The organism is Streptomyces misionensis, assembly GCF_900104815.1.
Classification (GTDB): domain Bacteria; phylum Actinomycetota; class Actinomycetes; order Streptomycetales; family Streptomycetaceae; genus Streptomyces; species Streptomyces misionensis.
On sequence record NZ_FNTD01000004.1, the window covers coordinates 5,972,054 to 5,984,133 of the forward strand.

Sequence of the window (12,080 nt, forward strand, 5' to 3'; positions counted from 1 at the left end):
CCCGGCACCTCGCCCGTGCGCACCACTGCCCTCGCTCCCGGCCGGCCCGCCTCCGAACCGGCGGCCGTGCCGTATACCTCCCCGGCGGCGCCGGGCACTCCGTTCCGACTCGCCGTCAACTCCTGTGCTCTGCCGGGGCGAAGGCGCATGCTGGTGTACGCAAGGGTGGAAGGGCGGACCGACCGCCCGCACCGGGTCACCTCGTATGCCGGTCGCCGCTCGTACGCCGCGACCCCATGGCGTCCGGACCAGAGGTAAGGCCATGGTGGGGGCCGGGCCTCCGGCCATTGGGTTACCGATGGGTAATGATCACAATGATGTTTCGAGCAAGTATGGTTCGGTAGCACGGGGGAGCGGTCGAATGCAGTCACTGACGTTCCGGGTCCTGGGCCCGTTGGCGGTGCACACGGACGGGGGTGCCGCCGTCCACGTCGGCGGCCGCAGACAGAGAACCGTCCTGGCCGCGCTGCTGGTGGCCAGGAACCGCGTCGTCTCGGTGGACTCCCTCATCGACGCGGTCTGGCCGAGGGGCGCCCCCGCCACGGCCCGCAACCAGATCGCCATCTGCGTCGCGGGACTGCGCAAGCTCTTCAGCGAACAGGCCGGCTGCACCGATCTGATCTCCACCGCGCACCCGGGTTACCTCCTCAACAACCACGGTCACTACATCGACGCCCCCGACTTCGAGGAGCGTGTGCGGCAGGCCCGGGACCAGGCCCGCGCCGGACAGATCGGGGCGGCCTGCGACCTGATCAACGACGCCCTCGCGCTGTGGCGCGGCCCCGCCTTCGACGGACTGGACGGGGAACGGCTGACGGAGGAGGCGGAACGGCTCGCCTCGGTGCGCATCGGCGCCTACGAGGACTACGCCGAACTGCAGTTGAAGCTGGGGCGGCACCGCACGCTCATACCGGAGCTGACCGCGCACGTCCGTGAACACCCGCTGCGCGAGCAGGCGCGGGCCCATCTGGTGCTGGCCCACTACCGGGCCGGCCGCCGGGCCGACGCGCTGGCCGTCTTCCGCGAGGGCCGCGACCTGATGGTGCGGGAGCTGGGCATCGAACCGGGCCCCGCGCTACAGGCCCTGCACAACCTCGTCCTCCAGGACTCCCCGACGCTGACCCTCCCGGCGACCAACCCGGCACCCGCCCCGCAGACCGGGACGCCCAGCCAACTACCGGTCCAGCCCGCCTCGTTCACCGGCCGCACCGATGTACTGCGCCGGCTTGACGGGATGCTGGACGAGCGGCTCGGGCACAGCCCGCTCACCGTGGGGGTGATCAGCGGGGTGAGCGGCGTGGGCAAGACGGCGCTCGCCGTGCACTGGGCCAACCAGGTCGTCGGACACTTCCCCGACGGGCAGTTCTACGTCGATCTGCGCGGCTACCACGAGGAGGAGCCGGTCTCCGCCAGCGCCGTCCTGGACCAGTTCCTGCGCGGGCTCGGCGTGCAGACCGCGCAGATACCGGCCGACACGGGCGAACGGGCGGCGCTCTACCGCAGCCTGCTGGGCGGCCGCCGGGTGCTGATCATCCTGGACAACGCCCGGGACGCCGAGCAGGTCCGCCCGCTGCTGCCCGGCAACGGCCGCTGCTGCGTGCTGATCACCAGCCGGCACCCGATGACCGACCTGCTCGGCGACTACGCCGTGATCCAGGTGCCGCTCCAGGTGATGCCGCTGGAGGAGGCGGTGTCCCTGCTCGCGGAGATCGCCGGCCCGGAACGGATCGCGGCCCACCCGGACGAGACCGCCGACCTCGCGGCCCTGTGCGACCGGCTGCCGCTGGCGCTGCGCATCGCCGGGGCGCGGCTCGCCGCCAAGGGGTACTGGTCCGTGCCCGACCTGGTGCGGCGGCTGCGCGACCAGCGGCGCCGGCTCGACGAACTCAGCCTCGGCGACCACGGCGTACGGGCGGGCTTCCGGCTCAGTTACCGCGAACTGTCCCCGGGTGCCCGCAGGCTCTACCGGTTCGTCGGCCTGCTGGCGATGCCCACCTTCGCCGGCTGGGTCGCCGCCTCGCTGCTGGGCTCCGACGGCGACCGCGCCGAGATCCTCATGGAGGAACTGCTCGACGCCCAGCTGCTGGAGGTCACCTCCATCGACGCCTCGCTGGGCGTGCGCTACCGGTGCCCCGACCTGCTGCGGGTGTTCGCCTGGGAGCGGGCCTGCGCCGAGGAGAGCGAGGAGGCGCGGGCGTCGGCCCTGCAACGGGTCTACGCGGCCTACCTGCACCTCGCGGACGCGGCTCACCAGCGCGAGTACGGCGGCAACCGCCCCTTCGAGTACGAGGCCCCGCTGCCCCGGCCCCTGTCGAACGAGCTGGTGGAACACCTGGTGAAGGACCCGCTGGCCTGGTTCGAGTCGGAGCGCACCGCGCTGGCCGGCGTCGTCGCCCAGGCGGCGGCCGACGACGAGGCGGCCGCCGCCTGGGGGCTGACCGTGAACGCCACCACCCTCTTCGAGGAGCGCAACTACCTGGACGACTGGCGCTCCTGCGCCCTCTCCGCCCTCGCCGCCGCGGAACGCGCCGGGGACCGGCTCGGGCAGGCGACCATGCTGCGGTCGATGGGCATGCTCGCGATCTATCAGCGGGAGTACAAGGAGGCCGCGTCCTGGCTGGACCGTTCGCTCCCGCTGTTCGAGTCCATGGACGCGCCCCTCGGGCTGGCCCTGGCGCTGCGCAACCTGGCGCTGTGCCGGCGGTTCTCCGGCGATCTCGCCGAGGCGGGACGGCTGACCCGGCGCTCCCTGGAGGGGTTCCGCACGGCCGGTGACCTCGCCGGTGAATCCCACGCCCTGGGACTGCTCGCCCAGATCGAACTGGAGAGCGGGAACGTGGCCGAGGGGGCGGCACTGTCCACCGAGGCCATCGCCAAGAGCCGGGAGGCGGGCTCCCACCGGGGCGAGGCGCAGAACTCGTACCGTCTCGCCGAGGCGCTGATGCTCCAGGGCGACCACCTCGCCGCCGAACGGATCTGCTTCGAGGCGCTGGCGCTCATCGACCCGGGCAACGACCGGCTCGGCGCGGGCCATGTGCTGCGCGGCATCGGCGAGGCCCGCTGGCGCCGCGGCGCCCCCTACGAGTCGCTGCTCGTGCTGCACCAGGCCCTGGAGGCGGCCGAGGCCGTCGACGACCGCTATCTGTGGGCCCGTGCCAAGACCGACCTCGCCTGCGCCCGACTGCTGTTGGGCGAGGACGCGGAGGAACTGCTGGCCGCGGCGCGCGAGGCGTTCGCCGAACTCGGCGCCGGCAGATGGCAGGAGCGCGCCGAGCGGCTGCTCGAGCTGGCGCGGCGGCTGCGGACCGTACCGGACGCCGCCCCGCCGACCCCGGCCGAACTGGCGGCCACCGCGGACGGCTGAGCGGGCCGCGCGCCCGCCGGGTACGAGGGCCGGCCCCATGCGCAGCGCCATGGGGCCGGCCCTCGGCCACCCGAGTGTCGCCGGCCGGGCCGGCCCGGGATCAGGTCCAGGGAACCTCGCTGTTCGTCGTCGGCTCCTCGCTTCCCGCCCCGGTGTCCGCGGCGGCCGAGACCGTCGTCGTCAGGGTCCACGGGACCTCACCCGTCGCCGCCCCCCGCTGCCCGTTCAGGGCCGGCGCGGCCGAGGCACTGCCCGCGAGGACGATGCCGAGGGCGAACGCGGCCGTGAACGTGGCTGCAACTCTGCGGGTGTCAAGCATTCGTGTCTTCCCCCTTGTTGGTTGTGAGTTCCGCGGCACGAGCCGTCTTTCCGGAACAACCCGAAGGCTACGAAGCCTTTCTATTGCCGCGCTATCACTCCGATTTCGCCTGCCGCGCCCGCCGCCCGTGGGAGCGGTTCCAGGTCAGGACCACGCACCGAGACGGGTCATGCGTTCGGCGACGCTCTCCGCCGTGGGCGCGTCCAGCCGGCCGGCGAGCGCCCCGTCCGCGAGGAAGAGGACGCGGTCCGCGTAGGAGGCGGCGCCCGGGTCGTGGGTCACCATCACCACGGTCTGCCCCGCCTCGTCCACGCACGCCCGCAGCAGGGCGAGGATCTCCCGGGCGGTGACGGTGTCCAGCGCGCCGGTCGGTTCGTCGCCGAAGATGACGTCCGGGCGGGTGACGAGCGCGCGGGCGATGGCGACCCGCTGCTGCTGGCCGCCGGACAGCTCGCCGGGCCGGTGCCCGGTCCGGTCGGCGAGGCCGACCCGCTCCAGGATCTCCCGCAGCCAGGCGTCGTCGAGGCGCTCACCGGCGAGCCGCAGCGGCAGCTCGATGTTCTGGCGCACGGTCAGCGACGGCACCAGGTTGAAGGACTGGAACACGAAGCCGACCCGCCTGCGGCGCAGCTTGGTCAGGGCCGTCTCGCCCAGCCGGGTCAGCTCGACCCCGCCCACGCTTGCGGAGCCGGACGTCGGGCGGTCCAGCCCCGCGGCGCAGTGCAGGAACGTGGACTTGCCCGAGCCGGAGGGGCCCATCACCGCGGTGAAGGAGCCCCGCGGGATCTCGACCGAGACACCGTCGAGCGCGCGGACCTGGGTGCCGTCCTTCCCGTACACCTTGGTGACGCCGGTCATGGTCAGGGCGGGCGTCCGGCTTCGCTCGCCGTCGCGCGGCAAGGCACCGCTGGTGTCGATCCGCATGGGGGCTGGTCCTCTCGCGTGTACAGGGCTACCGCCGCCAGACTGCCTGGCCGATCTCTGATGCTTCTATGCGGGACGGCGGGTTCCGGTCGAATGGCCGGGATAGGTGTGAAATCGAAGCGATAATCGGCCGAAAGCGTCCCCTCCTACCGTCGGCCGCAGCCAGTGCCACCGCGCACTGACCAACGAACGGGGGACAGACATGGAGTTCCGAGTTCTCGGACCGATCGAGGCGAGAGCCGGCGACACCCGGGTCCCACTCTCCGGGTCGAAGGTGTACACCGTGCTCGCCGCGCTGCTCCTCGCCCGCGGCCGGGTCGTCTCCGACCAGCGGCTCACCTCGCTGCTGTGGGGGTGGGACCCGCCCGCCACGGCCGGCGCGCAGATCTACACCTACATGTCCCGGCTGCGCAAACGGCTCGGCGACGAGATCGAGATCGTCCGGCGCCCGCCCGGCTATGTGCTGGCCACCCGCGACAGCTGGATCGACCTGCTGGAGTTCGAACGGCTGGAGCAGGAGGGCCGCGCCGCGCTCGGCGAGGGCCGGTACCGGGAGGCGGCCGCCCTGCTCGACCGGGCCCTCGCCCTGTGGCAGGGGCCCGCGCTCAGCAACGCCACGCACCATCTGCGCGAGACGGAGCTGCCGCAGCTGGAGGAGGCGCGCACCCTCGCCCTGGAAGGCCGGATCGAGGCGGACCTGGCGCTCGGCCGGCACGAGGAGGTGCTCGCCGAACTCACCGGTCTGGTGGCCGGGTTCCCGGTCCGCGAGCAGCTGCGGGCCCAGCTGATGACCGCGCTCTACCGGTGCGGCCGGCAGGCCGACGCCCTGCACGTCTACCACGACGCGCGCAAGGTGCTCGCCGACCAGCTCGGCGTGGACCCCGGCGCCGCCCTCGACGCCACCTACCAGGCGGTGCTGAAAGGCAGCATCGGACTGGAGTCCCCGCCCCTGATCGCCCTGCGGGACCGGTTCCAGGCCCCCTCCGCGCCCGCCATGCTGCCGCCCGACGTGGAGGACTTCACCGGGCGGTCCGCCGAACTGCCCGTGCTGCGCGCCGTCCTGGAACCCCACGACACCCCCGGCTGGCAGCCCCGCCGCTGCCTGGTGACCGGGATGGCGGGCGTCGGCAAGACGGCCCTCGTGGTGCACGCCGCCCACCTGAGCGCCGGACACCACCCCGACGGACAGCTGTACGTGGAGCTGCGGGAGCCTGACGGCACCCCCCGCGACCCGTGCGCCGCGCTGGTCCGGCTGCTGCGGGCGCTCGGCGAACCCCGCATCGACGCCCCCGGCGTCCACGACGACCTGGAGGAGCTGACCCGGCTCTACCGCGCCCGCACGGCCGGCCGGCGGCTGCTCGTCGTCCTGGACGACGCGGTCGGCGACCTCCAGGTGCGGCCGCTGCTGCCGAGCACGTCGACGGCCTCGGTGCTCATCACCTGCCGTACCCACCTCACCCAGGTGCCCGGCGCCCAGACCGTCCGGCTCGGTCCGCTGGACGCCGAGGAGTCGCGCGCCCTGCTCGCCTCCGCGGCGGGCCGCGAACGCCTGTCGGCCGAACCGGACGCCTCCGCCGCCCTGCTCGCGCACTGCGCCGGGCTGCCGCTCGCGCTGCGCATCACCGGCACCCGGCTCGCGGCCCGCCCGCACTGGTCGCCGGCCCGGCTGGCGCCCCGCCTCGCCGACCCGCGGACCCGGCTCGACGAACTGCGCTTCGGCGACCTGAGCGTGCGCCAGGCACTCGGCCGCTCCCTGCCGTCGCTGTCCCGCGCCGGCCGCGCGGCCCTGCGCGGCCTGGCCGGTTTCCCCGACGGGTCCTGCACCGCCCAGCAGATGGCGTTCGTCCTGGAGACCGGCGAGGCCGAGGCCGAGCGCGGCCTGGAGGAACTGGTCGACGGCTCCCTGCTGACCATCAACGGGCTGGACCAGCAGGGCCGTCCCATCTACGGCTGCCACACGCTGGTGCGGCTGTTCGCGTACGAGCTGAGCCGCCCCAGCCTGCTGCCGGCCCAGCGCCGCCGGGACACCGGCATCCTGCGGCACTGACGGCCGGCCCTCACCACGAGCCGCGGGCCCGGCGGAACACCGGGGTGAAGCGGTCCACGGCCGGCAGCAGCAGGGTGCGTACGACCGTCCACACATCGGCGACCACGTGCTCGCGCGGGGGCCGCCGATCGGCCCGCAGCGCCGCCCCGGTGATCTCCCACATCGCCGCCGTGGCCGCGGCGGCCCACACCTCGCAGCCGGGCCGCACCGGGCGGGCCACCGCCCGGCCCGCGTCGAGCCGTCCGGCCAGGGCCGCCGCCTCCCGGCGGCGGGCCTCGGCGGCGGCGGGAGGCTCCGGGCGGGCGAACAGGGCCACGGCGCGCGGGTCGTCGTAGACATGACGCACCCAGGCCGAGAACCGCATCCGCTCCCGGGCCTCCCAGTCGTAGGCGGTGCCCGGGTCGGCCGCCGCGACGGCGGCGGACAGCCCGTCGAGGAACTCCTCCCAGTCCGTGTCGCGGGCCGGTACGGCGGTGGTGGTCTGCACGGTCATGACGGGTCCTCGTCTCGGTGTGTGCGGGGATGGATGTCGACGGCCGGGTCGCCGGCCGTCCCCTCGGTCGCCACTGCTGCCACGTAGCCCTCGCCCAGCTCCAGGTCGGCCACCGACCATACGGTGTCCGCCGCCCCGTGCCGGTGCGCGACCACCACCGGGCCGGGGCGCGCCACCTGGGTCTCCAGACGGTTCGGCGCGCCCGTGAGGCCGGTGCCGACGGCCTTGACCACGGCCTCCTTGCGGGTCCAGGCGCGCAGCAGCATCCGGTCCCGCCCCGGCCCCGGCGGCACCCGCAGCACGGCCGCTCGCTCATCCGGTGTCAACGCCGTCCGGGCCAGCGCCTCGCCGCGCACGGCACGCACCGCCTCCACGTCCACGCCCACCCGCGTCCCGGCACGCACCGCGAGCAGCCCCCGGCCGGCCGTGCGGGACAGGCTGACGGCCAGCGGCACCGCCGGGTGGACGAGCCGCGGCGGGCCGTGGCCGAGATCGCCGCAACCGGGGCACTCCGCCCGGCCCAGCACCACCTCGGCCGCCGGCACCCCGAGCAGCGCGCCCAGCGCGCGCCGGGCGGCCGCCCTGGAACGGGCGAAGGAGGCCGCGGCCCGCTCGCTGCCGAACCGCCGCAGCCGCGCCTCCTCGGCCGGCCCCAGCAGGGCCGCGTCCGCCGGGTCCACCCGTTCGGGCAGCCCCCACCACCACACCTGGGTCCGTGCCGGGTGAACCGGCCGGGGCGCCGCATCGGCGGGTACGGGCATGGGGTGCTCCTCAGGCCGGCAGGAGGACGGCCTGGATCAGCCGCAGCAGGGTGCGCCGGTGCCGCTCCAGGTAGAAGTGACCGCCGGGGTAGACCCGGTGGTTGAACCCGCCGCTGGTGAGCTGCGCCCAGGTCAGCGCCTCCGCCACGGGGACCAGCGGGTCGTGGTTCCCGATCAGCGCGGTGATCGGCGCGCGCAGCACGTCCAGGTCGGCGAGCGCGGGCCGGTAGGCGGCGCTGAGCCGGTAGTCGGCCCGCAGGGACGGCAGCAGCAGCGCCGCCAGCTCGGGTTCGTCCAGGAGTTCGGTGCCCGGCGCGCCGAGGCGCTGGATCTCGGCGATCAGGGCCGGGTCGTCGTAGTCGCCGATGTCCACCGGCTCGCCGACGTGCGGGGCCGCGGCGCCGGAGACGAAGAGCCGCTGCGGGCCGTGCCCGTGCCGCCGCTCCAGCCGCCGGGCCACCTCGTAGGCGACGTCGGAGCCCAGGCTGTGGCCGAAGAACGCGTACGGCAGGTCCAGGTACGGGCGCAGCGCCTCGGTGATCAGGTCGGCCAGCTCGTCCATCCGCTCCACGGGCGGCTCCCGGAACCGGTCCTGACGGGCGGGCAGCCGGACCGCCAGCACCTCGATGCCGCCGGGCAGTTCCTCCGACCAGTCGCGGAACAGGCTGGCCGCGCCCCCGGCGTGGGGGAAGCACACCAGCCGCACCCGGGGGTGCGAGCCGCGCGGCGGGCGCCTGAACCAGCGCGCCGGGTCCACCGCACAGGCGGCGGCGGGGGATTCGGTGGGCAGGGTCATGGGTTCTCCGTACGAAGGCGGGTGCGGTGCGCCGCTCAGTCGGTCATGGCGACGAGCACCCGGCGGCTCCCGGTGAAGGGCCGGCGGCCGTGCCCGACCAGCACGTTGTCGATGACCAGCAGGTCGCCGGTGTTCCAGTCGACGTCCACGGCGGTCTCCAGGCCGCGGTCGCGGATCTGGAGGACGTGGGCGTCGGGGATCGGGCTGCCGTCGGCGAAGGTGACGTACTGCGGCAGCTCCTCCGGCGGCAGCAGCTGGGCGAGCGCGCCCGCGGCCTCGTCGCCCAGGGCCGCCGGGTGCCACTGGTCGGCCTGGTTGAACCAGACCTCGGCGCCGGTGACCGGGTGGCGGACGGTGGCCGGACGCACCAGGCTGACCCGCAGTCCGCCGTCGGACCGCCACGCCCACTCGGCGCTCGTCCCCGCCAGGTACTCCTCGACGGCCTGCCGGTCGGTGGTCTCGAAGGTGTCCTGCCAGCTCTTGCCGAGGCCCAGACCGTCGTGCAGGTTCTGGGTGTAGCGGACGCCGCCGGCGAACGCCTCGCGGACCTCCGGGTCCAGGGCGGCCAGCCAGGCCGCGCCGTCGACCACCGGGGTGGCGCCACCGGTCTCGGCCGCCCGCTCGCAGAAGAAGGCGAGCCGGCGCGGCCAGTGCTCCGCGTACGACAGCTCGTTGTGCATGGAGATGGTGAACTGCTGCGGGTACTCGGTCGAGGTGTAGAGGTTGTCCCCGACCTTGGTGCGCGGCGAGTTGCCGTGCACGTAGGCGAGCCGGTTGGGCAGGACCAGGTCGAGAGCCGCGTCGACGGTGTCCGCGGTCAGTCCGAACCCCCGGAAGACGACGGCCTTGTGCTCGGTCAGCAGGTCACCGAAGCGCGCGCCGTCGGCGAGGAAGGACAGCAGCCCCTCCGGGGTGGCCGGCGTCCCGGTGTCGGCGGCGGTCAGCTCCAGCAGGGGCGCGCCGGTGGTGGTGGTCACGTCGTTTCCTTCTCAGTGTCGTGTGGCGGCGGTACGTGCGTCAGTCGTCGTGCGGCGCCGCGTCGGCGGCGTCGGCGGGGGCGGTGCCGCCCTCCTCGGCGGGGCCCGGCCGGCTCGGCAGCGGGGCGGCGGGCAGCAGGAAGGAGGCCAGCGCGATCAGCCCCATCAGCGACGCGACACCGAACACGGTGGTCGTGGTGCCGAAGCGCTGGAGGGCGAAACCGCCGGCGAACGTGCCGAGCGAGGAGGCGCCCGTGGCGATCAGCCCCATCGCCGCACCGACCCGGCCCTGGAGCCGGTCCGGGGTGACGGCCACCTGGTAGATGCCGCCCGCCACGTTGGTGACGCTGCCGATCAGGGCGGCGCCGAGGAAGATCGCGCCGAGCAGCAGCGGGTTGCCGGTCAGGCCGACCAGCGGCATCAGCAGCGCCCAGCCGACCGACCCCCCGATCAGCAGCGTCCGCAGGCCCGCCCGGCGGATCCACCAGGACCCGGTCAGCGCGCCGAACATGCCGCCCAGTCCGCTGACCGCCGTGATGACACCGACGAGGGCCGCGGAGCTGCCGTGGTTCTTGATGATGAGGATCAGGGCCAGTGAAAGGACCTGGAAGAGCAGATTGGAACCGCTGATCAGCAGCATGCCGCAGCGCAGGAAGCGCTGCCCCCACGTCCAGGCGAGCCCCTCGCGCAGCTCCTCGGTGAGGTTCCCGGGCGGCTGCCGGCGCTCGTCCTGGAACTTCCCCCGGATCATCAGCAGGGAGCACAGCGAGACGGCGTGCGCGGCCGTCGCCAGCAGGAACGGCGCGGAGCGGCCGACCGCGTACAGGACGCTGCCCCCGGGCTGGCCGAACAGGCCCGCGGCCTGGGTGCGCGCCTCGTTGGCGGACAGCGCCTTCGGCAGCTGGGCGGCCGGCACCAGGTGCCGCACGCCCGCCCGCTCCGCGAGCCGGTAGAAGATCGCGAGACTGCCCTGGACGAACGTGGCCGCCATCAGCAGCCAGATCCACACATGACCGGCGACCACGGCCGCGGCCACGGCACCCGTGGCGAGCAGCGAGCCCAGGTCGCACAGGATCATCATGCGGCGCCGGTCGAACCGGTCGACCAGCGCCCCGGCGTGCATCTGCACCAGCAGATTGGGCAGCAGCGCGGCGAACCCCACCATGCCGGCCGAACTCGCCGACCCCGTGGTCCAGATGACCAGCAGCGGATACGCGATGCCGCTGACCCGGGTGCCGAGCGCGGTGGCGGCGGCGCCCACCCACAGCAGGACGAAGTCGCGGTTGTGCCGCAGCGGGGCCAGGGGCGCGGACTCCGGTCCGGTCGCCCGCTGCGCGGAGGGTGCCGTCGTCACAGTCTCGCCGTCCCGCCGGTCGCGTCGGCGACGGCGCCGTGCCGGATCCACTCCAGCACGGCCATCGCGCTGTGCATCTTGTTCTCCGCCTGGTCGAAGGCGATGGCGGCCGGCCCGTCCAGCACCTCGGCGGTGACCTCCTCGCCCCGGTGGGCCGGCAGATCGTGCAGGAACAGCGCCTTCGGCGACTGCTCCCACAGCGCCCGGGTGACCTGGAACGGCGCGAAGACGGTGCGCCAGTCGGGGTCGGGCTTGCTGGTGCCGGTGGTCTGCCAGCGAGTGGTGTAGACGGCGTCGACACCGGTGGGCAGGCCGTCCATGTGGTGTGCCTCGGAGATCCGGGAACCGTACCGCCGCGCCTGCGCCCGGGCCCGGTCGAGCAACGGCCGCGCCACGCCGTAGCCGGGCGGGGTGCGCAGCTCCAGGCTGGTGCCGGGGAAGCGGGTGAGGGCCAGGGCCAGGGCGGCGGCGGTGTTGTTGCCCTCGCCGACGTAGAGCAGGCTCAGCCCCTCGACCCGGCCGAACGCCAGCTGGAGCGTGGTCAGGTCGGTCAGCCCCTGGGTGGGGTGCTCGGCCGCGCTCATGGCGTTGACCACGGGCAGCCGGCCGCCGCCGGACAGGCCGAACAGCTCCTCGTCGGGGCCGGCGGTGCGGGCGACCAGCACGTCCAGCATCCGGGCCATGACCTGCCCGGTGTCCTCCACGGTCTCCCCGGTGTTGGTCTGGAGGTCGTCCGGCCCGTACGTGAGGATCTGCGCGCCGAGCCGCAGCGCCCCGGCGGAGAACGCGGTACGGGTGCGGGTGGAGGTCTTCTTGAAGTAGATGCCGGCGACCCAGCCGGCCAGCGGCTGTTCGCCGCGGCCCGCGCCGGAGGCGAAGTGGGCGCCGCGGGTGACGATGGACCGCAGGTCCTCGTCGGTGAGGTCGTCGATGGACAGCAGCATGCGCGCGGTGGCGGCGGTGGTCATGAGTCACGTCCTTGGCGGGTCGTGGGGATGAGGCGGGGGAGGCGGGGCCGGCCCGGCCGGGGCCGGCCCCGAGGCGG

The 12,080-nt window shown here is 74.4% G+C and carries 10 protein-coding genes; 2 read left to right on the forward strand and 8 right to left on the reverse strand.

What is annotated here, in order from left to right; all coding sequences use genetic code 11:
• Positions 1 to 361 precede the first annotated feature (361 nt).
• Positions 362 to 3,364, forward strand: a complete 3,003-nt coding sequence (locus BLW85_RS28865; RefSeq protein ID WP_074993767.1) for an AfsR/SARP family transcriptional regulator — start codon at positions 362 to 364, stop codon at positions 3,362 to 3,364.
• A 100-nt stretch (positions 3,365 to 3,464) separates the two neighbouring features.
• Here BLW85_RS28865 and BLW85_RS28870 read toward each other — a convergent pair whose 3' ends face one another.
• Together BLW85_RS28870 and BLW85_RS28875 are read right to left on the reverse strand one after the other, a co-directional pair.
• Positions 3,465 to 3,683 carry a hypothetical protein gene (locus BLW85_RS28870; protein WP_070021905.1) on the reverse strand — a complete coding sequence of 73 codons (219 nt, stop codon included), beginning with the start codon at positions 3,681 to 3,683 and terminating at the stop codon, positions 3,465 to 3,467.
• Between the two features lie 144 nt (positions 3,684 to 3,827).
• The gene (locus tag BLW85_RS28875) at positions 3,828 to 4,541 is read right to left on the reverse strand and encodes an ABC transporter ATP-binding protein (protein ID WP_107409350.1); all 714 of its coding nucleotides are present in this window, start codon (positions 4,539 to 4,541) and stop codon (positions 3,828 to 3,830) included.
• A 268-nt stretch (positions 4,542 to 4,809) separates the two neighbouring features.
• On the opposite strand from BLW85_RS28875, the gene BLW85_RS28880 reads away from it, so the two are divergent.
• Entirely contained in the window at positions 4,810 to 6,654 is a 1,845-nt protein-coding gene (locus BLW85_RS28880) for an AfsR/SARP family transcriptional regulator (RefSeq protein ID WP_070021907.1), read from the forward strand.
• A gap of 10 nt (positions 6,655 to 6,664) precedes the next feature.
• On the opposite strand, the gene BLW85_RS28885 is transcribed toward BLW85_RS28880, so the two are convergent.
• The 6 genes from BLW85_RS28885 to BLW85_RS28910 are packed head-to-tail and all read right to left on the reverse strand — an operon-like array spanning position 6,665 to position 12,003.
• Positions 6,665 to 7,147, reverse strand: a complete 483-nt coding sequence (locus BLW85_RS28885) for a hypothetical protein (RefSeq protein WP_070021908.1) — start codon at positions 7,145 to 7,147, stop codon at positions 6,665 to 6,667.
• Positions 7,144 to 7,908: a 4'-phosphopantetheinyl transferase family protein gene (locus tag BLW85_RS28890; protein ID WP_070021909.1), complete on the reverse strand. Its 765-nt coding sequence runs from the start codon at positions 7,906 to 7,908 to the stop codon at positions 7,144 to 7,146. The genes BLW85_RS28885 and BLW85_RS28890 overlap by 4 nt, the downstream gene beginning before the upstream one ends.
• Positions 7,909 to 7,918: 10 nt before the next feature.
• Complete coding sequence (locus BLW85_RS28895; protein ID WP_070021910.1) at positions 7,919 to 8,704, reverse strand: thioesterase II family protein; 786 nt, start codon at positions 8,702 to 8,704, stop codon at positions 7,919 to 7,921.
• Positions 8,705 to 8,739: 35 nt separating this feature from the next.
• Positions 8,740 to 9,681 carry a TauD/TfdA family dioxygenase gene (locus BLW85_RS28900; RefSeq protein WP_070021911.1) on the reverse strand — a complete coding sequence of 314 codons (942 nt, stop codon included), beginning with the start codon at positions 9,679 to 9,681 and terminating at the stop codon, positions 8,740 to 8,742.
• A 40-nt stretch (positions 9,682 to 9,721) separates the two neighbouring features.
• Positions 9,722 to 11,035 (reverse strand): MFS transporter, encoded by a 1,314-nt coding sequence (locus tag BLW85_RS28905; protein WP_167381441.1) that lies wholly within the window; start codon positions 11,033 to 11,035, stop codon positions 9,722 to 9,724.
• Positions 11,032 to 12,003 (reverse strand): ornithine carbamoyltransferase, encoded by a 972-nt coding sequence (locus BLW85_RS28910; RefSeq protein WP_074993771.1) that lies wholly within the window; start codon positions 12,001 to 12,003, stop codon positions 11,032 to 11,034. The genes BLW85_RS28905 and BLW85_RS28910 overlap by 4 nt, the downstream gene beginning before the upstream one ends.
• Between the last annotated feature and the right edge of the window lie 77 nt (positions 12,004 to 12,080).

Excerpts from the sequence above, each read along its gene's own strand:
- BLW85_RS28865 (WP_074993767.1), top strand. The coding sequence starts at position 362 with ATGCAGTCACTGACGTTCCGGGTCCTGGGCCCGTTGGCGGTGCACACG.
- BLW85_RS28890 (WP_070021909.1), bottom strand. The coding sequence starts at position 7,908 with ATGCCCGTACCCGCCGATGCGGCGCCCCGGCCGGTTCACCCGGCACGG.
- BLW85_RS28870 (WP_070021905.1), bottom strand. The coding sequence starts at position 3,683 with ATGCTTGACACCCGCAGAGTTGCAGCCACGTTCACGGCCGCGTTCGCC.
- BLW85_RS28885 (WP_070021908.1), bottom strand. The coding sequence starts at position 7,147 with ATGACCGTGCAGACCACCACCGCCGTACCGGCCCGCGACACGGACTGG.
- BLW85_RS28880 (WP_070021907.1), top strand. The coding sequence starts at position 4,810 with ATGGAGTTCCGAGTTCTCGGACCGATCGAGGCGAGAGCCGGCGACACC.
- BLW85_RS28895 (WP_070021910.1), bottom strand. The coding sequence starts at position 8,704 with ATGACCCTGCCCACCGAATCCCCCGCCGCCGCCTGTGCGGTGGACCCG.
- BLW85_RS28875 (WP_107409350.1), bottom strand. The coding sequence starts at position 4,541 with ATGACCGGCGTCACCAAGGTGTACGGGAAGGACGGCACCCAGGTCCGC.
- BLW85_RS28910 (WP_074993771.1), bottom strand. The coding sequence starts at position 12,003 with ATGACCACCGCCGCCACCGCGCGCATGCTGCTGTCCATCGACGACCTC.